Raw genomic sequence first — 21,241 nt, 5'->3', positions numbered from 1 at the left:
GCGACTACTTTGGGGAGAATATTCACTTTTCATTGTTTGCCTGAAAGTTGTTGGGGAGAAGAGGCAGGTGCCAGCCCACTTAATGCCTGTTCGAAGAGCATTGTCAAGGACATCAGCACATCATCATCTTCAAGAATCCTGCCGGAGTACCAGGCCGAGAGAATAAGGAGATACAGAGCGTAAAAATGACCGATTGCAAACAGAAGTTCTACATCAAGTCGCAACTCACCAGTTTCCTGAGCTTTTTGAAAAAGGGGGAGAAAAATGGCAATAAAACGATCATCAATATCCCGGGATCGTTCCCCTATCTTCCCTGCAGGAAAAATAACCTCACGGAGAAAAAGTCTGCCAAACTCCCGATTGCGGGTAACATACCGAAACTCAATCATAAATATCTCAACCAATGCCTCAAGAAAAGGCGTATTGCTGTCTATCTTACGCCCCATCTCCAGGTGTAAAAAATCAAGCTCATCTTCGCAGAAGGCCAAAAAAATCTCACTCTTGGTACGAAAGTAACTGTAGATAGTTCCCTTGCCTACTCCGGCTTTTCTGGCTAACAGATCAACACTTGTTTTTTCGTAGCCTCTCGATCCAAAGAGGCTTATTGCCGCCTCAAGAATGGCCTTTCTGGTCTGTCTTTTTTTTTCTTCCCGTACCGTGGTCATGTTTCTGCTCCTGGAAAATAATGACTATGGTCGAAATTATATCGACCACCAGACTCCAGAGCAACAGAAAAATCGACCGTAGTCGGTTTTTTACAACCTGCACATACACGGTCAGTACTCTTTCTGCTTTTCTGATATGGGTGCTATGCTAATACAGACGACATGACGGACACGGGGTGCCCGACGAGTGGGAGAGATACTGGGATATCAGGACTCTGCAACGGCCAGCAACAATTCTGTCAAACTGACAAGATCGCGCAGATCAAGACATTCATCCGTGGTATGAACCTTGTCCATACCCGTTGCAATAATGGCAGTTTTCAGGCCATAGCTGTTAAAAATATTGGCATCTGAGCCGCCACCGGCAATTTGAAAAAGGATCTCCCTTTCCAGAAGATTCCCGGCCCGACGTACCCGCAGTATTGTCGGATCATCATCTTCAAGATACATACAGGGGTACTCAGTTTCCACAGCCACCTCAACGGAAGGGTGCTTGCCATTTCTGATCTGCGCCGACCACCCCTTCACCACATTGCGGAAGGTGGATTCGATTTCACGGGTATAGGCTTCGAGTTTTGCAGGGGAATGGGAGCGAACCTCTCCTTCAATAGTAATAAGATCAGGCACAATATTTGTGGCAACGCCACCTTTAATCAAGCCAAAGTTTGCAGTAGACTGTTCATCAAGACGCCCAAGACGAAGATCTGCAATGGCACGCGCGGCCAGACAAAATGCCGATACTCCCTGCTCCGGATTTAATCCGGCATGAGCAGCGATTCCATGAACCTCAATTTTCAAGTGATTGGCCGCAGGAGCACCCATTATAACCTTGTCAATACCGGTTGAATCCAGCGCATATCCGGACTTTGCACGCACAAGACCAATATCAAGATTTTTTGCTCCAAGAAGCCCAATCTCTTCACAGGTGGTAAGGATTATATCAATGGGTCCATGGGGAATTTTTTCATCCTTAAGCACTCGAATTAACTCAATCACAGCAGCAATACCGGACTTATCATCTCCGCCAAGCACCGTATCACCTGCCGTTGTGAAAATATCCCCAACCCGACGAACCTTTACTCCTCGACCAGGTTCAACCGTATCCATATGACAGGCATAAAAAAGAGGTTCCTTTGGCACATTACCTGAAAAATGAACAACCAGATTACCGCAATCGGCCCCTGTATTCTTAGCCGATCCATCTTCCACCACTGAATCTGCACCGAGTTCAGTGAAAAGCTCTCTCAAATAATCGGCTAAACGGCCTTCTTCTCGAGATGGACTGTCAATTTCACAGAGCCGGGTAAAAGTATCTGCCAACCGTTCCCTATCTATTGCGTAAGTAGTCATTTGCAGTTTCCCTCTTTTGCGAGAAGAACAACAGCATGAGAACTGATGCCTTCCATTCTTCCGGTAAAACCCATTTTCTCGGTGGTTGTCGCCTTCACATTTACCTGACCCAAATCCACACCACAAGCCTCCGCCAGTATTTCCTTCATTTTCGGGACAAAAGGGGCCAGCTTAGGCTTCTGACACACCACGGTTATATCAGCATTCGACAATACAAAGCCACGCTGCGCAGCAATATCCACCACTCTCTCAAGCAACGTAACAGAATAAACATTCAAAAACTCCTGATCAGAATCCGGGAAATGAGATCCGATATCACCCGCCCCCAGAGCACCAAGAATGGCATCACAAAGAGCATGGGTCAGGACATCGGCATCAGAATGCCCGGCAAGCCCCATTTCAAAAGGAACGGTTACTCCGCCAAGGACCAGTGCCCGATCGGAGGCAAATTTGTGGGCATCGTAGCCATGCCCTATACGAATTTTTTCGGAAGATGTTTCATGATTCTGCATAATTTTTTCTGCTATAATCAAATCATCTGGCCGGGTGATTTTAATATTAGTTTCAGATCCCTCAACAAGATGTACGTCTGTTCCGGCAAGCTCAAGAAGTGACGCCTCATCGGTTACCTCCCTCTCTCCGGCCATGTCATAGGCAGCAAGAAGCAGCGAAAGACGCGAGGCCTGAGGTGTTTGCGCCTGCCAGAGATCTTTCCGGTCAACGGTGTGGAGAATACGTCCACCTGGGCCACCTTTTTTCAGGGTGTCCTTCACAGGTACCGCAGCAATGGCAGCCCCGTACTCAATTGCGGCATCACAGCAGCGGTCAATCAGGTCAGGAGCCAGCAGGGGGCGTGCTCCATCATGAACAAGCACGATATCAACCCCGGCATTCAATGAATCAAGACCTGCCTTCACCGAATCCTGTCGACGCTCACCGCCTGCAATCACCTGTAGATTAGCGCCTGAAAGGCCATGGTCTGCCATGAGATTGACAGTGGACTCAACTCTTTCAGCAGGCACCACCACGACAATCATATCGACACAGGACGCACTGGTAAAGACTCGAACAGTATGAACTAAAATGGGGATGCCGGCAAGAAGGTGGTATTGTTTGGGATGATCCAGCCCCATCCTGCTTCCGCTTCCGGCAGCGGGAATTATGGCAGCAGTAGTGGGCATTCTGGATAAAAAAAATGGAGCGGGCTATAAGCCGAATTCTGTACAATCATGATCATTTCACTGGAATGCCGGTCACCCGGCACCTCTTGCAACCTACCCGAAGACTTCTGGCGGGCAACCATACCCACAAAATGTACCTCAAAGGCACTTCCTGCGGGACGTCTTCCTATTTGGTCTTGCTCCGGATGGGGTTTACCCTGCCCTGACAGTCACCTGTGCAGGCGGTGAGCTCTTACCTCGCCATTTCACCCTTACCGAATCCGAAGACCCGGCGGTATATTTTCTGTGGCACTTTCCGCCAGTCACCCGGCGTTCGCGTTACGAACCATCCTGCCCTGCGGAGTTCGGACTTTCCTCTCAGGCCTTAAAGACCCGAGCGATCATGCACCCGCTCCAACTCTTTATATAATGTCAACAGACGTAAATTCAAACTATTCTTTTTGAATTCCTGCATCACTGACAGTTTTTCCTATACTTCTTCCACCTCTTCGACAGGCTCATGATACATGATCCGCTGACAGGTCGGACAATCAAAATGCTCGTCGCCGCGAAGCAGAAGATTGTACTGCTGAGGAGGAATGGCCATAAAACATCCCTGACAGACACCATCAAGGACATTTACCACTCCAAGACCATTACGATGAGCACGAAGGGTGTCATATTTTTTAAGGAGCCGAGCTTTCAATTTCTTAGCCTGGGCGACACGTTTCTTTTCCTGGGCCTTTTTCTTTTTATTAATCGCGGCAATTGCTTTCTTTACTGCTTCAGTCTCTTCCACCAACAGCTCGGTCTCACCTTTAAAGAGGTTTTTATTCTCTTCAATCTCTGCGGTCAGCTGCTCGACTTCTTCCATGATGGCAACAACTTTTTCTTCCTTCTCCTTTACACCCTTTTTTGCGTCCTCAATTTCCTTCAGAAGGGCTGTCTGCTCACGTCCGGTTTGAACCTGCATCATCTTGGACTGCCGATCCTTCACATGAACCATTTCATCAGCAACTTCTACTTCCAGAGTACGACGTTCTTTTTCCAGATTCTCAATTTTTTCGGTAAGGGTGCTAATGGTGGACTCACGATCAGCAAGTTCTGCACTTTTCACATCAAGTGCATCCTGTTCTTTCTGAATCTCTGAATCAATTGTATCTATCACATGATCGATACTCTGCAGTAAGGTAAGTTGGACTATTTCTTCGTTCAAGACTGTTCTCCTGTTGTAAATACTATTCTATGAATAATCGTTTCTATTAATAAAAGTAAACACCGGTTTTTCTAACTTGCTCTGACAGATTTGCAGTTTCCAATCCCTATTCCGTGCAAGAATCTGCAGTGAACTGGCCAGTAAGGCCATGGCTGGTTTCTCTGTTGCATAATGGCCTGCATCAATAACACAAAAACCGCTATCCTCAGCCCAACGAGCCGTTGAGTGCTTTATTTCCGAGGAGAGATACACGTGGGCGCCCTGACGACATGCTTCCTCGACAAGATCAGAACCACTGCCGCCACACAGGGCAACAGACTGAATCTTCTGTGGTTGGATACCTGCAATCTGTACTGCCTGAGTTTCAAGGGCAGCAAAGACTCGTTTCATAAAGAGAGTAAAAGATATGGATTTGCTATACCTGCCAATCCTTCCCAGGCCATGAGCGGCAGAATCGATGGGTTGCAACGGTTTGAGATTTTCAAGTCCGAGAAGCACACCCAGAGCATCACTGACCCCATCCACGGTACTGTCAAAATTTGTATGGCATGCTATGACATTGATTTTATTAGCAAGGGCTTTTTCAACAAAAGCACCGCTCGGCGTTGCTGTCTGGACAGAGTGAAGTGGCTTGAAAATACAGGGATGATGTGTAAGCAGTGTATCGGCCCCAAGACTGATAGCTTCTTCGAGCAGAGAGAGTGTTGGATCGAGTCCCAGTAACAGAGACTGTGTTTCCCGGTGTGGATCGCCAATGAGAAGCCCCACATTGTCCCAGCTTTCGGCAAGATTTCCAGGGGCAATCTGCTCAAGTCCATCAAGGAGATCAATTATCCTGACAGCCATCAAGTGCCCCCACATAATTGGCTGGGATTAGACATAAAAAAAAGGTACATCCCTTTCGGGCTGTACCTTTGGATTTCGGGCTTCCTGCAACAGGCTTCTCTGCCTGATTCAGCGAAAACAAATATGAAGGGTGAGGCGACCCGCCTCTCTCTGTTACGAAAAAAGTATATTCTGTTCAAGGAACCTGGTCTTTGTGGCAGATTCTGTGTAATGGTGGGCACAGTAGGACTTGAACCTACGACCGACCGGTTATGAGCCGGTGGCTCTACCAACTGAGCTATGCGCCCTCTCCGGCATCATAACCCCCAATAAGAAACGAACTGCGGCAAAATGTCAACTAAAAAGTATTCCCTTCTGTAAAATCACCAGTATTTATCAACAGCATCTAATAAACTGCCATTTAAGCTCTAATAGATTAGTATGTTATTCCTTCCACTAAAACCTGATTGAAAGAGCAGCAAATACGAGATATAAGAACCCCCATGATATATAACAATCTCCTTTTCTTTCTTGTAGCCATCTTTCTCTTTACCATGACCGGTGGGACTGAGAAGCCTCTCTTTCCACTTCCCGCATCCCTGGCACTCTTCTCTGTCCTGCTCTTCCTCTTTGACCGTTTGGCAAAACGGCTTTACTCAAGAGTGAACCGAAACGGCTCCGGAGCTTACTTTGACGCTGAAAAGCGGCTTTCACTGCTGGCACTGATATTCTACTCTGCTGTTCTTTTTTCCTGTGACATCCACTACTACCTCAGCCCACTCGACCTTGGCGGAAACTTTCCCTCATTTGTTAATATCGGTGGACTGGCTTTCTTTTTCCTCTTTCTGCTACTCATGTGGCGGCATGCAAAACCGGCTTACCAGGTGATATTCAGCCGCAGTTACAGTACCAGAGCATTCCTTCTTTACAATACCAAGGCGAACCTGCCCATTGTCCTGCCCTGGATTGTGCTTTCACTCTCCTATGACCTGCTGGCCCTGCTTCCTTTTCCTGGACTGAAGACCTTTCTCCATTCGGAAGCGGGTGAGTACACTTCTTTTATTCTGTTTCTGCTCCTGATCCTGATCTTCTTTCCCCCTCTGGTCAGGAGGCTCTGGGGTTGCACGCCATTCCCACAGGGAGAATTACTTGACCACCTTCAGGCCTTTTTCAGAAAACAGCGTTTCTCGGCAAAGATCTTTATCTGGCCCCTCTTTGAAGGCAGGGTCATCACCGCCGGAGTCATGGGTATCATTCCTGGTCTCCGCTATGTCATGATTACCCCGGCGCTTCTTAACAACCTTTCTCTCAATGAACTGGACGCCGTAATGGCCCATGAGATAGGCCATATCAAGAAGAAGCATATGCTGCTTTATCTTCTCATTATTTCAGGATTTTCAATACTTGCAGGATTTGTTCTTGAGCCCTTCACCTTCTTCCTTCTTTCCCGAAGCAGCTTCTATACACTGCTTGAGCTCACAGGGCTCACTGCAGAAAACATGCTTACGGTACTTATGGCAATCACCGTTCTCGGGCTAATGGTTCTCTATTTCCGCTTTTTATTCGGCTACTTTGTCAGAAATTTTGAACGTCAGGCTGATCTTCACGTCTTTAAAGCCATTGGCAGCAGTGACTCCATAATCTCAGCCTTTGAAAAGATCGCAGTGCTTTCAGGAAATATCAGAGACCTGCCGAGCTGGCATCATTTTGGAATTGGTCAACGGGTGGATTACCTGCAACGATGTGAGGAGGACAGATCCTGGATCAAACGTCACAACCGTAAAGTTTTACTCAGTCTTCTTGTTTATATCATAGTGATCATAACAGCGGCATCGAGTCAGAGATTTATACCAACCGAGACCTGGAAACAGCTCTACGAAGAAAAATATACGGAATTTATTCTTGATCAGAAACTTATACGGGAACCAGATAAGGCGCTGTGGCTTGGTATCGCAGCTGATCTGATGCAGCATAAAAAAATGGAGAAAAAGGCTATTGCGGCCTACGACAAAGCCCTTACCCTTGAACCATCAAACCCCAAGCTGCTTAACAACCTGGCCTGGCTGCTCTTGACGAGCGATGACTCATCACTCAGAGACCCAGCACGAGCCCTCGACCTGGCCCGCCTTGCGGCTGTACAAATACCCGCCGGATATGTTCTGGACACCCTGGCCACGGCCTACTGGGCAAATGGTTTTATTGAAAAAGCCGTAGCAACGGAGAGGCAGGCAATGTTTGCCGACCCTGAAGAGGGGACATATTATCGGGAACAGATTCTGAAATTCACCAGTAGAAGCTACGAATCAACGATTATGGAAAAGGATGGACAGTAGGTAATCAGGCGTAGATATCAATGCGGCCTACATCTTTCATCGCCTTGTCGACAACGGTCTCAATTTTCAATACTTTTTTGGCAACCTGACTTGCCTTTGCATCTGCTTGTTCGGCATTAGCCCGTTTTTCAGCCCTTCGAGATGCGGCCTCATCGGTTGGGGTATTCTGATGCTGGGATTTTACATTTACCCGATCCATGGACGGAGCTGCTGCTGACTGTTGAACTGTCATTCCCTGACTCATTATTTTCCCTACCATTGAAAAATGAATTATAGTAATGAATGCCACTATTATAGCATTGCTTCTCAAAACATCAATATTCAAAAAAGGACACACCTTTCATGCCATTACTTGGAGCCCATGAATCAGTAGCAGGCGGAGTACACCTTGCTTTTGATCGAATACGTGCGGTGGGCGGATCTGCCCTGCAGATCTTCACCCGTAACCAGCGCCAGTGGACCCCCAAGCCGGTGACGGAAGAGGAACAACAACTTTTTGCCGCTGCCTGGGAGGAATGTCCAGACATGCCCGTTGCCTCCCATGCCTCCTACCTGGTGAATCTGGCCTCGGGAAAACCCGATCTTGCCCAAAAATCCATCATAGCCTTTTCAGATGAACTGAAACGCTGCGAGGTACTGAACATCCCTCTGGTTGTTATGCATCCCGGATCCCATGGTGGTGACGGGGTGGATACCGGTATCGCCAGGTTTATAAAAAATCTTGATCTGGCCTTCGAACGTGCCGACAATCAGGTAACGGTCCTCCTGGAAACCACCGCTGGTCAGGGCACAGGCCTGGGGAGTCGTTTTGAAGAATTAGGGGCGATCATCGAAGGCTCGAAATACAGGAACAAACTCGGGGTCTGCATGGATACCTGTCACATATTTGCTGCCGGATATGATATTCGCAGCCCGAAAAGCTACCAGGCATGTATGGCTGAATTTGACAAATTTGTAGGAATAGAACAGATCCGTTTTTTTCATCTCAACGACTCAAAAAAGAGCCTTGGCTGTAACGTGGACCGCCACGAACACATTGGTCAGGGCGAAATTGGCCTCGATGGATTTCGTAACCTTCTAAACGATCCTCGCTTTGCAGACCACCCAATGACACTTGAAACACCGAAGGGAAAAGATCTGCAGGAGGATCGGGACAATCTCGCTGTCTTACGGGGACTTCTTTCCCATAGGGACAATATTCAGCTATAGCTGCTAAAATCCTGACCGAACCTATCCTTCTGAATGGACTTCTCATGACCGAAATAGAGAAAAAAGTTGACCATAGGGCAACTCTCAGGCGATATGGCGACACAACTGACTTATCGTCAAAAATTAATATTGCCCGTCTTGCCTTTTTGCTTGCTACCCTTCTTATCGTTCTCGCATCTGCCTCTCTGATTTTTATTGGCCGCTTCGCCTCCAAAGCAGCTGACACTCAGGCCGTCACCAATCAGCAGTTGCTACTGGAAACTGCTCTCAAGGGCAAATTTATGCTCATGGCAAGGGATCAACTCAGCCTTGCCCGTTGGGATACATCTGTACACAGAATCAGTCTGCGATTTGACGAAGATTTTATTGTGGACGAATTCATAGACTCACTTTGGTTTGATTTCGGTCTGGATAAAAATCTGCTGATAGGACCGAATAACAACATCCTGGCCGATTCCCATGAGGCAGACGTTTCATTTAATACCGGAATGTTGAGTAAAGAAAGTCCTCTTTACCGCTTTGTTGAACTCGCCCGAAACCAGTATTTCCGGAACCGAATCAACCTATCGGAAGGATATGGTCAGCAACCTGTTCCGTTTGGAAAGGAGTTCGAACATCCCATCCATGGATTTGTCGACCTCGATGGTAATGTGGCACTTATTCATGCCATGGCTATAGTGCCCGACGAAGGCACATTTGTTCTGCCAGATGGGAATCCAGTAGTGCTTATATCTGCACAGTTTATTGAATCAGAATTGGTTAATGAACTTAATGATCAGCTCGCCTTTCTGGATATGCAGTTTGAACGCGAACACCTCAGTCACGATTCAGTTAATCAGTACACCATCATTTCGCCAAACGGCAAAGCGCTCGGTGTTTTTTCCTGGCAAGGCCATCTGCCCGGACGACATATCTGGAACACGGTCATTCCGGTCATTATCCTGCTTGGCACAATTCTCGGCATAGTGGCCTTTATTATTGCCTGGAAAATCAGCAGACTCACAGTTTCTCTTGCAAAAAGTGAAAGACAAAACCTACATCTTGCAATGCATGACACTCTGTCCGGCCTAGGCAACCGCCTGAAATACAATCGCGCCCTGACTGTCGCCCTTGAAAAACTGCCTTCTGTCCCTTTTACCCTTATTCAATGCGATCTCGACAAATTCAAACAAGTCAACGATACCCTGGGTCATGGAGCCGGTGATACAGTAATCAAAGTGGTTGCCCAACGTCTTATTTCTGTCGTTGGGGAAGCTGGATTGGTCTGCCGGATAGGAGGCGATGAATTTGTCATTCTTCTTGAGAATGTCACTCGCTCAGCAGTTGAGGATATGGCAAACATGATTATCGAGGAGATTGGAAAGCCTGTTGATGTCGGAACTGAGGGCTTTGCCCAGGTTGGAGTGAGCCTTGGGATTGCAACTGCACCAGCCCACGGCGATACCGCTGAAAAAATCATGGCTATAGTAGACACAACAATGTATCACGCCAAAGAAGAGGGGCGCAACAGGGCAATATTCGCCCAAGACCTCGAGGATAGAACAAACATAACTCTTTGCCCTACTCGGATGCCCATCCACTCTACCGAAAAGGATTGACATTCTAACAGTAACCATTGCTTGGCGAGGTGCACCATAATGCGTACAGTACTAATTTTTCTTCTTCTTTTTGCATCGAGTGGCTGGCGTGTCTGCGCAGAGGAAGCCATGCCGAAATCCTACGATGTCATCATCGTTGGTGGCGGCATTGCCGGCCTTACCGCCGCGTATTACCTCGATGATTTCGATGTACTACTCCTCGAAATGCAGGATCAGGTTGGGGGTCGCGCTTCTTCCGGCCAATATAAAACAATCTCCTTTGCCCGAGGTGCTGAATATCTTGGCAAGCCGGAAGAGCCTCTGGAAGAAATGATCGAGGAACTCGGTTTGGTTCTGCGTGAAGTACCTGCTCCTGCCGACGTTACGTATCACCAGGGTAAATTTTATTATGATGAGCTTGGCAAGGCCCGTCTGCTGATCAATCAAAGTAACCTCAATACCCTCAATCGTTTTGTCGGTCACCTTACAGATCTCTACGATTCGTATGATGAAATCCCTGAATTGACTTTGAAGGGAGAACTTGCTCGACTTGACACTATTTCTGCAAAGCAGTGGTTTACCGAAAACAATTATCCGTCAATTTTTCACGAATTATTTAATGTCACCGCAAGAGGGCTGTTTGGGGCAAATCTTGATGAAATCTCCGCTCTTTCGGTATTACCAGAATTGGCATTTGATTTTGAGGATTTCAAAGGGATTGAAAACGTCAGTGACCTTGCCGAGGAGCTCTCCGGTACAAGCGGCGCTACAGAAATGTACACCTTTGACAATGGAATAGCGGCAATTCCACAGGCCTTGGCGCGGCACATGGCAGATTCAATACAGACCGGAACAAAGGTTACAGCAATCACAAAAGTTGACGAGGAATTCAAAGTCACCTGCATTAAAGATAATCAAAAGCAGTACATTCTCTGGGCGGATGCAGTCATCATTGCCACCCCGGCGCCCGTGGCACTTACAATAGGAGCAGCTGTGCTCAGCAAGGAACAGCAACGATTGCTTGGTTCTGTGCAGTATGCGCCGTATAGCACCGTGGCACTTTTCAGTAACCATCCGATTTTTACCAAAGGTTTCAATCTGGCAATAGAGGATGACCAGATTTTTACTGACATCTATGACTCTACCTGGGTGGCCAGCCACTTTAAAGAAAATAGTGATTTCACGACGCTTAGCCATTGGGTAACATTGGTCTATGCACCACCTTCTTCCTTTCAGGACAAAACAGTGATCGATTTGGATGACCATGAGCTGCTGGCAAGAATATATACAGCCCTTGACATGGTATTGCCGGGCTCCTCTACCAAAGTTATCGGTCACGAGATAACCAGATATCGTTATGGCCTGCCGGTTATGGTTCCAGGAAGTTATCGGCGGATGATTGATCTTGATAAAGCTACCGGAGAGGGGCTTTTCCTTGCGGGTGACTATCTCATCTATCCCACCTTTGAGGCCGCCGCTGCCTCAGGACAGCTTGCCGCAGAAAAGGTAAAAGAATGGTTGGAGGATTGAAGGTACTCCATAATCTGTGTCTGCACACAATGCTCAAAGACCTACAGACCAACCACTGAAACGATACATGGAACAGCCAGGTGTTTGCTACATCGAGAGAGGTATCTTGAAATGGAAAGACGACAGCTGAATAGTTGCTCTTTTTCTTACCTGATTACCATCGAAACTCAGCTTTGCAACCCGGAGCTGTTCCGTATCGATTATATGGGACGCCATAAACCCATCCCTGGGGGCTCTGCTGCGGCCGTCCAGGCCGCAGATGCCCATATAATCAACACGAAAAAACTCCTCCTCAGGTGGGTAGGCTGAGGATTAGTGGTAATCAGGTTTTCTTAATCATCGAATGTCTGATTATATGAGGCGCGGGCGAAAAATTCTCATAAAGCTCTTTTCCACCAGAAGTGCCATGACTCCAACAACGGCACCTGTAAGCAACTCACCTAAAATGCTGGGAAGAGTGTGTAATGCATCATGAATCTGATGCACATTGTGCATAAAAATACCACCGGCAACGAGAAGCATAGCCAGGGTGCCAACGACGGTCAATGTGCGGATAACTATAGGTAACGCCTGAACAAGTAATTCTCCTGCCTTACTCAGTAATTTTTGACTGTCACCTGCTATTTCAATAAGTTTGAAACCAACATCATCCAAGCGGACGATAAGGGCAACAACTCCATATACACCAACGGTGGCAAGCATTGCAACAATTGACACTGCCACAATTTGCACAGGAATACTCTTGTCCACCACGGTTCCCAGGGCAATAACTATGATTTCAATTGAAAGTATAAAGTCAGTAATAATTGCCGACTTGATCTTCTTTTTTTCTATACTGAGAATCTGTTCTCTGGTCAGGTTCTGCTGTATCTCCGTTGTCTTCTTGTGAGAATGTGGAAAAAAATACTCGTATATCTTCTCAGCACCTTCAAATGCCAGATATATTCCTCCAATCATTAAGATCGGTACAATGCTCCATGGCAAAAACGCACTTAATAAAAACGCAAAAGGCAGGATCATCAGTTTGTTTAAAAAAGACCCTTTGGCAATAGCCCACAAGACGGGAATCTCGCGTGAGGCAACAAACCCCGAAGCCTTTTCTGCATTCACTGCGAGATCGTCACCCAGAATTCCCGCCGTTTTCTTCGTAGCAATCTTTGTCATTGCTGCGGCATCATCTAAAAGCGTTGCGATATCATCAAATACTGCAAAAAACCCTGTTGCCATATTTTACCCTGCCTGTAACACGTAATTTACTGCTGTAATTCTAGTTTTGGCACCACTCGTAAGCATTGCGGAACATCTGCATCCAGGGAGTCACCTTCAACCCCTTCATATCTTCGGGAAGATAATGTGCCTGCCAGGCCAGGAAAACACGTTCCGGATGAGGCATCATGGCGAGATGACGGCCATCTGGTGAACAAAGACCAGCCAGTCCACCTGGCGAGCCGTTTGGATTAAAAGGATAGGATTCAGTGGCGTTTCCATCATCATCCACATAGCAAATGGGGGCCAGATTTTCTGCAAGAACCCGCTCTTTTACTGCCGAATCTGGAAATGTAAGATGCCCTTCTCCATGATCCACATGAATACCAAAGACCAGCCCTTCCATACCTTTCAACATAAGTGCAGGACTTTTTTCAACCTTTACCGTAGACCAGCGAGACTCAAAACGGCCCGAGAGATTATGGATAAAACGGGGCTGTTTTTCCGCTTCAATATCCTGCCATGGAACCAGACCAAGCAGACCAAAGAGCTGACAGCCATTGCATATACCAAGGCTGAAGGTATCAGGACGCTCGTAGAATTCCCGGAACATCTTTTTCAGAGTATCGTTAAAACGAATGGTGGCAGCCCAGCCCTTGGCTGATTCCGGCACATCGGCATAGGAAAAGCCGCCCACTGCAGCAATACCCCTGAAACCATCCAGAGTTATCCGGCCCGCAAGAAGATCACTCATGGTGATGTCCCAGGGCTCAAAACCTGCAGCGTAAAACGCCGAACTCATTTCACGATCGGAGTTGGAACCCTCGTCACGCAGGATGGCAACTTTTGGTTTGTCCGTTTTTGCTAGAAGCTCGGCCGGTGCAGGCTCGGGCGTAAAGCTCAGATGATAGGCAGGTCCCTTACGATCGTAACAATTTTTCTTCTCCTGATCTGCACAGTCCGGTACAATCTGGAGGCGTTCAAGCTGATAGCTTGTCTCTTCCCAGTTTTCCCGAAGCTTGCGCATATCTTCATCGAGAACAATTTCTCCGTTTATACGGATCGTAATCTGCTTCTCCTTGACGCTCCGTCCAAGAACAACGGAATCGACATCATACCCGGCAAGGACCTGTTGCAGATCGTTCAGCGTCTCATCACCACATTCGAGGACCAGCCCCAATTCTTCGGAGAACAGGGTTGCCAGAGGAGAATCAGTTGATTGCAGATCAATATCCAGACCACAGTTTCCAGAGAAAGCCATTTCAAGAACAGTTGTCACCAGACCACCATCACTCCTGTCGTGTCCTGCCGTAAGCAGACCTTTCCCAATTGCATCCTGCACTGCAAGAAATGCATTTTTCACAGCAGCTGGATCTTCCATATCGGGGCAATCATTCCCGAGAAGTGACCTGGTCTGGGCCAGAGCCGAACCACCCAGCCTGTTTTTCCCATTGCCAAGATCGATAAAGAGCAGTGACGAGGCACCGGCCCGTTTAAGATCCGGTGTCACAACGGCGGTAATATCGCTCATGGCCGCATAGGCAGAAATCACAAGTTCCCGGGGCGATTTAACAGTCTCATCCCCGACCATTGTAGCCATTGAAAGGCTGTCCTTGCCACCGTCCACAGCCATACCCACGGCTATCATGGCATCACACATACCCTTGGCGGCATCATAGAGTGCAGCTCCTTCTCCCGGCAGTTTCGGAGCCCACATCCAGTTGGCCGAACACTTTACCTGTTCCAGATCATCAATCTTTGCCCAGACAAGGTTGGTAAGAGATTCCCCAACGGCCATCCGGGCACCCTTTGCAGGATCGACCAGCATCTTGATGGGCTGCTCCCCGATGGCTGTGGCGCCACCACTCAAACTGAAATGAGACTGGGCAACCACTGCCACATCACTCACCGTAAGCTGCAGCGGCCCGCAGCACTGCTGCCTGGCAATAAGCCCGGTAACAGCCCTGTCAACCTTATTGGTCAGAAAGCGTTTGGAGCCGACGGAAACCAGGCGCAGTACATCGTGCAGTGCAGCACCTACGGTCAAATCACCGGGCAGATCCAAAGGCTTCAACTGTGGCCGGGAACGACTGTCCTCAAAGGTCTTGACCGGGATATCACCAAGCAGTTCCGAAAGGTCTATATCCACAGGAGTAGAACCATCAAGCTCATCATGAACCACAAACTGCAGGTCGCCGGTCACTTCACCAAGCACCTCACAGCCCACCTTTTCCCGTTCACATATTGCCTGAAACCGGTCAATATTCTCAGGACTGATCAAAAAACCGTTTCGTTCCTGATACTCCGCCACATAGATTTCCAGTACCGACATGGTGGGATCACCCACCCGCATTTTGCGGATCTCGATATAGCCGCCGGAATGCTCAACAAGCTCTTTCAACACATTGGCAGGCCCGCCAGCGCCCTGATCATGGATAACATCGATAATGGTTTTATCACCCATCTCGTTACAGGCACGGATGACACGGTTCATCTTCTGTTCCATCTCAGCATCACCGCGCTGCACGGCATTAAAATCAAGCTCAGAGGCATTTTCGCCCTGGAGCATGGACGAGGCAGCGCCGCCGCCAAAACCGACCCGGTAGGCTGGACCGCCCACCTGAACGATCTTCATACCCTTCAGTTCCTTATCCTTTTCCGTGTGCCGGGCATCAATCTGGCCGATACCACCGGTGAACATAATGGGTTTTAAAAATCCCCAACGTTCGCCATTTTCAAGGCGCAGATCAAAGGAACGGGTAAACCCCTGAATCATGGGTTCACCAAATTTATTCCCGTAATCGGAGGCACCATTACTCGCCTCTATTTCAATATCCAGCGCCGATGCCAGATTCTCAGGACACTGGTAGCTGTTTTCCCATGGAAGGGTGTAACCGGGGATATGAAGGTTTGCCACACAGTAGCCGGTGGTTCCGGCAATGACAAAACCACCTTTTCCCGTTCCCTGGACGTCACGAATACGGCCACCCGTTCCTGTTTCAGCTCCGGGAAATGGTGCAACACCCGTAGGAAAGTTGTGGGTCTCGGCGGTCAGCAACACATGGTATGTCACATCACTTTCCTTTAAGGCACAGGGAACACCGGGGGTCTCTGGCATAATGGTATGGATATCATGTCCCGAGACCACACTTGAATTATCCTTGAAAGCAACCAGACTGCCCTTGGGGTTCTGCTTTAATGTTTCAATAACCAGCTCAAAGAGGTTTTCTTTCTGTTCCTCACCATCAATCACCTGACGGCCGCGGAAAAAACCGTGCCGTGAATGCTCGGAGTTGGCATTATTCAGATCCATAATCTCTACAATGGTGGGATTACGGTCATGCTTGTTCACAAAATAATCGTAATAAAAATTCCGGTCCCGCTCGTCCATGGAAATACCCGGAATATCAAGAAGGGCGTCAGGACCACCTCCCTTCATATCGACATCATAGACAGCTTCCGGCTGAATCCCTGTCTCGAAGGTGGAAAGAGCTTCCGGATAGGGGCACTCTGTCATCCGATCATGATTGTCCCGTACAAATTCCTGAAGATCCTGCGAACTGTCCACCAGATATCTGCGGGAACGCTCGACCCTCGACACACATTCAAGTCCGGTGGCCTTACAGATCGAGACCATATTAGAAGACCAGGCCGTGGCAAAATTGAGCCTTGGACCCATCTCCACCACCCTGTCCCCCGCAAGCAGAGGATCCGTCGTGACTGAATTTTCCAGAAAACCATCGGCCAGAATCAATCGCAGACGACTCTGTTCCTCCGGGGTCAGAGGACGACTGGATTCAACATTAAAACAGTACTCTCTGTTCTCGCTGGTCTTACGATATAACTGGCTGACAATGGATGACATAGCTGGTTCCCGAAATATAATTAGTGTTCATATTGAGTTTGAAACTACACATAACGCAGTTTATACCAGATAGCTATCAGAGTTCAACGATAACAGTTTCCGATGCATCGGTAATTTCATCCAGACCCGGAATTGGAGGAGCGTGACAGTGGCTTAGCTTCGTGAGGTTTTCTTCTTGATAAAGTGTAGAAAAAAGAACAGAATACAGGAAGTATAGATGTAATCTCCCCTGGCATGCCTCAATTTGTTTCCGGGTTCTCCCGAAAGAAAACAATTTACCCGAGGCATTTCCCTCCCCCAAGGAGATACTGAACTGGGCATCGTCTTACTTAAGGTTTACCATTTTTAGAACAATACTCTATCCGTGAGCATTACATGGCACTTCTCAACAGCGACACTTTGCTGGATATCCTCAGCAAAAAGGGTCTCATCACAAAAAAACAGCGGCAATTCATCACCCTTGAGAAGGGGAAACAGCGCCAAAAACTCCTGAAACAATTCGGTGCTGACAAAACCTTTGACCGGAACTTTCCAGATCTCGTTGATATTATCATCTCCCTGAAGCTGGATGCAGGGGGGAAAAAAGATACCCCTCTTGATGAAGAAAGCATAATGCTGGCAGTCAGTCAATCCTGTGGTCTCCCTTTTAAGAAACTGGATCCGCTTGATCTCGACATGGAAGTAGTCACCAAAAGTATACCGAAAAACTTTGCCATCAGCCATCTGCTATTGCCCTTCAACTTCCAGAATGGAATTCTCGAAGTTGCCGTCTATCACCCTGATAACCAGACAGTTTTAAAAGATATCGAACAGGCAAATCAGGTAAAAATTAAGGCCTATATCACCCCAAAATCCGATATTATAAAAATCCTTTCCGAATTTTTTGGTTTTCAGCGCTCTATCAGTGCCGCCGAAGATCAGTTCAAAGGCCCGGGAGTTGGCGGCTCAGTCGATATAGGCAACCTTGAGCAATTTGTAAAAATATCCTCAACGAAGGAAATATCCTCATCTGATCAACACATCAAGTCGGCAGTGAACCACCTCTTCAATTACGCCCTTGATCAAAATGCCAGTGATATCCATGTGGAACCTAAGCGCGACAAATGCATGATCCGTTTCCGGATAGACGGCACACTCCACACCATCTATAATCTGCCCAAGGCTGTTCATTCCGCAATTGTTGCCCGTATTAAATCTTTGGCTCGCCTTGATATTGCCGAAAAACGACGCCCACAGGATGGACGCATCAAGCTTTCCCTCAGTGGCGGCAAGGAGGCAGAAGTTCGTGTTTCCACAGTTCCTGTAGCCTTTGGGGAAAAAGTGGTCATGCGTATTCTTGACCCGGATGTGATCTTCCAGGACCTGGACAAACTTGGTTTTTCAAAAAGAGATCACATGGTCTACAACTCTTTTATCCAGTCGCCACACGGAATCGTTCTGGTAACCGGTCCCACGGGATCTGGAAAATCCACCACCCTCTATTCCACTCTCGAGAAAATTGCCACCCCGGAAAGAAACATCATCACAGTGGAAGACCCGGTGGAAATGGTCTACGAAGCATTCAATCAGATCTCCGTACAACCTCTTATCGATGTCACCTTTTCAACAATTCTTAGAAATATTCTCCGCCAGGATCCCGACGTCATCATGATCGGTGAAATCCGTGATTTTGTCACCGCATCCCATGCAGTCCAGGCTGCCATGACCGGCCACCTGGTCTTCTCTACCCTGCATACCAATGATGCGGTTTCATCTATTGTGAGACTGAGAGACCTGGGCCTCGAGCCATTTCTGATTTCCTCAACGCTGCTTGGAGCTCTTGCCCAACGACTGGTGCGAACCATATGTTCCCATTGCTCAGAATCTTTTGAAATGAAAGGCTCAGAACTCATCCGACTTGGCTTTCCCGTGGCAGAAAAAGAGACCTACACCCTTTCACGGGGAAAAGGGTGCCGAATATGCAGAGGAACCGGCTACAAGGGCAGATGTGGTATTTTTGAGATTTTCCCACTCTCAGAGCAGATGAAAAAGATGGTCAGTGCCGGAAATAGCGCAGAGGAAATAAGACAACTTGCAATCCGCGAAGGAATGACTACTCTACGTGAGGACGCGTGGGAAAAGGTAAAGGCAGGAATTACTACTTATGAAGAAGCGATGCGGGTAACCGCCGACTAAAGAAAACCGAAATGGGAAATAAGGGTACAGACAGAGCAGTCAAAATTGTCTGCAAAAACAAAAAGGCCTTTCACGACTATCATATCGATGACAGGTACGAAGCCGGTATGGTGTTGAATGGCCCCGAAGTGAAATCACTGCGGGCCGGTAAGGCCAATTTGCGCGATGGCTATGCCCAGATTGATTCTCGGGGCGAACTCTATCTGCACAACGTTCACATTTCCATGTACAGCTTTGCCACCCACAACCCGAACGAACCCATGCGGGTACGAAAACTCCTGCTTCATAAACGGGAGCTGCGCAAACTAATTGGAAAATTAAAAGAAAAGGGCCTTGCGCTGGTTCCTTTGAAGATATACTTTGTAGGGAATGGCAAAGCGAAGATAGAACTTGGTCTTGCACGTGGAAAGAAGCAGTACGACAAACGGGCCTCTCTTAAAGAACAACAGAGCAACCGTGAGCTTCAACGCGAAATGCGCCATGGCAAGATTGGCTGAGTCAATTTAATATAACCACACAAAATTTAACAGAAATATGGGGGCGAAACGGATTCGACAGGGATGTGTAAGCTTTACGTTGCATGCCGAGCTTTCTGTCTGCTCGTAAAACCGATGGTACTTTAATTATAATCGCCGACGATTATAACTACGCACTGGCAGCTTAGACTGCTGTGCCGTTCCCCCAGCCTTCGCCCGTAAGGCTGGACCGGAGCGCCGACTCAACGGGCTGGTTCTTTTACTGCGTCTGCCGGCATAAGAATAAGATTTAGCAGAATAGTGTCAGTGTACTCTGGTTCCGGCGGGGCCCCTGACATGAAACTTAAAGCCCGGGACTAAGCATGTAGATACGAGAGGGGAGCATTTTTGGACGCGGGTTCGACTCCCGCCGCCTCCACCAAAGTATTGAAATCATTATGTAAAATATGATTTCAGGGCATTGAAACCTATCTTTATCCACTCACATTATCCACAAGGTAATGAACGAGAGGTTATAAAGATGGGTTTTTCTGTTTCTAGTCCAACGTACATGTATCAGAGTCCTTCTGGTTACATTTTCAGAATACGTATACCAAATGATTTAAGAGTAGTTGTCGGTAAAGGTGAGTTCAGATATTCCCTTCGTACTGGGATTTCGAGAATAGCTAAGCATCGAGCAAACTGTATTGCTACCTATCTACGCCAGCTATTCATGAATATTCGTACCAATGTCATTAATTTCACAAAGGAAAAAATTCAGCATTTGGTAAAAGAGTATATTGGCGATACCTTGGCAAAGGATGAATATTGCAGGTTCCATCCTTCTAAAACCGTAGGTACCAAAGTTGCCAATAAGGAAGAGGTCTCTGAAGATAATGAAATTCTGATGCTTGTGACTCAACTTTTGGATTCCATGGAGCATTTTGATTCAAACAGCCATTCACCAAAGGACAATATTCAAAATATCCTGCGAAAAGTGAAGCTCCTTGTGGGAGGTGAAATAGCTTGCTGTGAACTGATAGACGAAGGATTAACATCTTCATTTAAAAAACCTCGCAACATTCTCCAAGGCAGTTCCATTAATCTAAACGCTACAAAATATAGTGCTTTTTCTGAAGTTGAGGAGAGCTATATACTTGAAGTGGAAAAGGGAGGTAACTGGACAGAAAAGACAAAAGCTGAGAACCTTACAATTTTTACCTTGTTTATGAGAATTGTGGGTGATTTGCCTGTGGAGCAAATTGATAGAAAGGTAATGACAGAATATAAATCCATACTTATGCAATTGCCACCAAACCTGAACAAGGGGTCGAGATACGAAGGAAAAACTGTCGCAGAGATCATTGATTCTCGGCCTGAGAAGACTCTTACTGTTAATACCATCAATAAATATATCAGACGATTGAGCGGATTGTTTAACTACGCTGTTCGTAATGGACACATGCAATACAATCCAGCAGAAGGGCTCCAGATAAAAAGTCAAAAAAGAGCGGATCAGGAGCGGCAAGAGTATACAAATGAAGACCTCCAGAACCTATTTGGCTCAAAGGAATACATGGAAGGCAAGCATAAGTGCGTATTCCAGTGAATCCGGCCACCCAGTCCACTTGATTCCGGCCAGTAATTCCACGGCAAAGCGGCCACCCAGTCCAGA

16 protein-coding genes, 1 tRNA gene, 2 other RNA genes and 1 pseudogene are annotated in these 21,241 nt (G+C 47.4%); 10 read left to right on the top strand and 10 right to left on the bottom strand.

All coding sequences use genetic code 11. From position 1 onward, the window contains the following. Positions 1-29: 29 nt before the first annotated feature. From UWK_RS06245 to UWK_RS06220, 7 genes are all read right to left on the bottom strand, one after another. Positions 30-665, bottom strand: a complete 636-nt coding sequence (locus UWK_RS06245; protein ID WP_015403509.1) for a TetR/AcrR family transcriptional regulator — start codon at positions 663-665, stop codon at positions 30-32. Positions 666-872: 207 nt separating this feature from the next. Continuing rightward, the gene (locus tag UWK_RS06240; RefSeq protein WP_015403508.1) at positions 873-2,015 is read right to left on the bottom strand and encodes a M20/M25/M40 family metallo-hydrolase; all 1,143 of its coding nucleotides are present in this window, start codon (positions 2,013-2,015) and stop codon (positions 873-875) included. After that, positions 2,012-3,196 carry a 2-C-methyl-D-erythritol 4-phosphate cytidylyltransferase gene (gene ispD, locus UWK_RS06235; protein ID WP_015403507.1) on the bottom strand — a complete coding sequence of 395 codons (1,185 nt, stop codon included), beginning with the start codon at positions 3,194-3,196 and terminating at the stop codon, positions 2,012-2,014. The genes UWK_RS06240 and ispD overlap by 4 nt, the downstream gene beginning before the upstream one ends. Before the next feature lie 11 nt (positions 3,197-3,207). Further along, positions 3,208-3,592, bottom strand: an RNA gene (gene rnpB, locus UWK_RS18835) — RNase P RNA component class A. 73 nt (positions 3,593-3,665) lie between these two features. After that, positions 3,666-4,391: a zinc ribbon domain-containing protein gene (locus UWK_RS06230; RefSeq protein WP_015403506.1), complete on the bottom strand. Its 726-nt coding sequence runs from the start codon at positions 4,389-4,391 to the stop codon at positions 3,666-3,668. 27 nt (positions 4,392-4,418) lie between these two features. After that, entirely contained in the window at positions 4,419-5,237 is an 819-nt protein-coding gene (locus UWK_RS06225) for a Nif3-like dinuclear metal center hexameric protein (RefSeq protein WP_015403505.1), read from the bottom strand. A 211-nt stretch (positions 5,238-5,448) separates the two neighbouring features. Beyond that, a tRNA-Ile gene (locus UWK_RS06220) sits at positions 5,449-5,524 on the bottom strand. A 195-nt stretch (positions 5,525-5,719) separates the two neighbouring features. Between UWK_RS06220 and UWK_RS06215 the strand changes: the two genes are divergently transcribed. Then, positions 5,720-7,549 (top strand): M48 family metallopeptidase, encoded by a 1,830-nt coding sequence (locus UWK_RS06215; protein ID WP_015403504.1) that lies wholly within the window; start codon positions 5,720-5,722, stop codon positions 7,547-7,549. 4 nt (positions 7,550-7,553) lie between these two features. Here the strand turns inward: UWK_RS06215 and UWK_RS06210 are convergent, their stop codons facing one another. After that, positions 7,554-7,781: a hypothetical protein gene (locus UWK_RS06210; protein ID WP_153304838.1), complete on the bottom strand. Its 228-nt coding sequence runs from the start codon at positions 7,779-7,781 to the stop codon at positions 7,554-7,556. Positions 7,782-7,891: 110 nt separating this feature from the next. On the opposite strand from UWK_RS06210, the gene UWK_RS06205 reads away from it, so the two are divergent. From UWK_RS06205 to UWK_RS06190, 4 genes are all read left to right on the top strand, one after another. Further along, positions 7,892-8,758: a deoxyribonuclease IV gene (locus tag UWK_RS06205; protein ID WP_015403502.1), complete on the top strand. Its 867-nt coding sequence runs from the start codon at positions 7,892-7,894 to the stop codon at positions 8,756-8,758. 44 nt (positions 8,759-8,802) lie between these two features. Beyond that, positions 8,803-10,356 (top strand): sensor domain-containing diguanylate cyclase, encoded by a 1,554-nt coding sequence (locus tag UWK_RS06200; RefSeq protein WP_015403501.1) that lies wholly within the window; start codon positions 8,803-8,805, stop codon positions 10,354-10,356. Between the two features lie 39 nt (positions 10,357-10,395). After that, entirely contained in the window at positions 10,396-11,865 is a 1,470-nt protein-coding gene (locus UWK_RS06195; protein WP_015403500.1) for a flavin monoamine oxidase family protein, read from the top strand. A gap of 111 nt (positions 11,866-11,976) precedes the next feature. Beyond that, positions 11,977-12,174 (top strand): hypothetical protein, encoded by a 198-nt coding sequence (locus UWK_RS06190; RefSeq protein ID WP_015403499.1) that lies wholly within the window; start codon positions 11,977-11,979, stop codon positions 12,172-12,174. A 42-nt stretch (positions 12,175-12,216) separates the two neighbouring features. Here the strand turns inward: UWK_RS06190 and UWK_RS06185 are convergent, their stop codons facing one another. Both UWK_RS06185 and purL read right to left on the bottom strand, forming a co-directional pair. After that, positions 12,217-13,092, bottom strand: coding sequence for a DUF808 domain-containing protein (locus tag UWK_RS06185; RefSeq protein ID WP_015403498.1), 876 nt, complete (start codon positions 13,090-13,092; stop codon positions 12,217-12,219). 40 nt (positions 13,093-13,132) lie between these two features. Further along, positions 13,133-16,936 (bottom strand): phosphoribosylformylglycinamidine synthase, encoded by a 3,804-nt coding sequence (purL, locus tag UWK_RS06180; protein ID WP_015403497.1) that lies wholly within the window; start codon positions 16,934-16,936, stop codon positions 13,133-13,135. 375 nt (positions 16,937-17,311) lie between these two features. Here purL and UWK_RS06175 point away from each other — a divergent pair, with 375 nt between their 5' ends. The 5 genes and pseudogenes from UWK_RS06175 (at position 17,312) to UWK_RS06165 (ending at position 21,175) form a co-directional block, all read left to right on the top strand. After that, positions 17,312-19,111 carry a GspE/PulE family protein gene (locus UWK_RS06175; RefSeq protein WP_015403496.1) on the top strand — a complete coding sequence of 600 codons (1,800 nt, stop codon included), beginning with the start codon at positions 17,312-17,314 and terminating at the stop codon, positions 19,109-19,111. Positions 19,112-19,122: 11 nt separating this feature from the next. Then, positions 19,123-19,608, top strand: a complete 486-nt coding sequence (smpB, locus tag UWK_RS06170; protein ID WP_015403495.1) for an SsrA-binding protein SmpB — start codon at positions 19,123-19,125, stop codon at positions 19,606-19,608. 39 nt (positions 19,609-19,647) lie between these two features. Then, positions 19,648-20,008: a transfer-messenger RNA gene (gene ssrA, locus UWK_RS18925) on the top strand. Positions 20,009-20,107: 99 nt separating this feature from the next. Continuing rightward, positions 20,108-20,299: pseudogene (locus UWK_RS20130) on the top strand (DUF6538 domain-containing protein); the annotation flags it as partial. Continuing rightward, positions 20,300-21,175, top strand: a complete 876-nt coding sequence (locus UWK_RS06165; RefSeq protein ID WP_041916337.1) for a phage integrase SAM-like domain-containing protein — start codon at positions 20,300-20,302, stop codon at positions 21,173-21,175. Positions 21,176-21,241 lie beyond the last annotated feature (66 nt).

This window comes from Desulfocapsa sulfexigens DSM 10523, assembly GCF_000341395.1.
Classification (GTDB): domain Bacteria; phylum Desulfobacterota; class Desulfobulbia; order Desulfobulbales; family Desulfocapsaceae; genus Desulfocapsa; species Desulfocapsa sulfexigens.
Note: the sequence above shows the minus strand (reverse complement) of the source record. Positions and strands in the feature narration are given on the sequence as shown.

What these genes read in the sequence shown, in the direction of transcription:
- UWK_RS06245 (WP_015403509.1), bottom strand. Translation starts at nt 665, where the DNA reads ATGACCACGGTACGGGAAGAAAAAAAAAGACAGACCAGAAAGGCCATT.
- UWK_RS06240 (WP_015403508.1), bottom strand. Translation starts at nt 2,015, where the DNA reads ATGACTACTTACGCAATAGATAGGGAACGGTTGGCAGATACTTTTACC.
- ispD (WP_015403507.1), bottom strand. Translation starts at nt 3,196, where the DNA reads ATGCCCACTACTGCTGCCATAATTCCCGCTGCCGGAAGCGGAAGCAGG.
- UWK_RS06225 (WP_015403505.1), bottom strand. Translation starts at nt 5,237, where the DNA reads ATGGCTGTCAGGATAATTGATCTCCTTGATGGACTTGAGCAGATTGCC.
- UWK_RS06215 (WP_015403504.1), top strand. Translation starts at nt 5,720, where the DNA reads ATGATATATAACAATCTCCTTTTCTTTCTTGTAGCCATCTTTCTCTTT.
- UWK_RS06210 (WP_153304838.1), bottom strand. Translation starts at nt 7,781, where the DNA reads ATGACAGTTCAACAGTCAGCAGCAGCTCCGTCCATGGATCGGGTAAAT.
- UWK_RS06205 (WP_015403502.1), top strand. Translation starts at nt 7,892, where the DNA reads ATGCCATTACTTGGAGCCCATGAATCAGTAGCAGGCGGAGTACACCTT.
- UWK_RS06200 (WP_015403501.1), top strand. Translation starts at nt 8,803, where the DNA reads ATGACCGAAATAGAGAAAAAAGTTGACCATAGGGCAACTCTCAGGCGA.
- UWK_RS06195 (WP_015403500.1), top strand. Translation starts at nt 10,396, where the DNA reads ATGCGTACAGTACTAATTTTTCTTCTTCTTTTTGCATCGAGTGGCTGG.
- UWK_RS06190 (WP_015403499.1), top strand. Translation starts at nt 11,977, where the DNA reads ATGGAAAGACGACAGCTGAATAGTTGCTCTTTTTCTTACCTGATTACC.
- UWK_RS06185 (WP_015403498.1), bottom strand. Translation starts at nt 13,092, where the DNA reads ATGGCAACAGGGTTTTTTGCAGTATTTGATGATATCGCAACGCTTTTA.
- purL (WP_015403497.1), bottom strand. Translation starts at nt 16,936, where the DNA reads ATGTCATCCATTGTCAGCCAGTTATATCGTAAGACCAGCGAGAACAGA.
- UWK_RS06175 (WP_015403496.1), top strand. Translation starts at nt 17,312, where the DNA reads ATGGCACTTCTCAACAGCGACACTTTGCTGGATATCCTCAGCAAAAAG.
- smpB (WP_015403495.1), top strand. Translation starts at nt 19,123, where the DNA reads ATGGGAAATAAGGGTACAGACAGAGCAGTCAAAATTGTCTGCAAAAAC.
- UWK_RS06165 (WP_041916337.1), top strand. Translation starts at nt 20,300, where the DNA reads ATGAATATTCGTACCAATGTCATTAATTTCACAAAGGAAAAAATTCAG.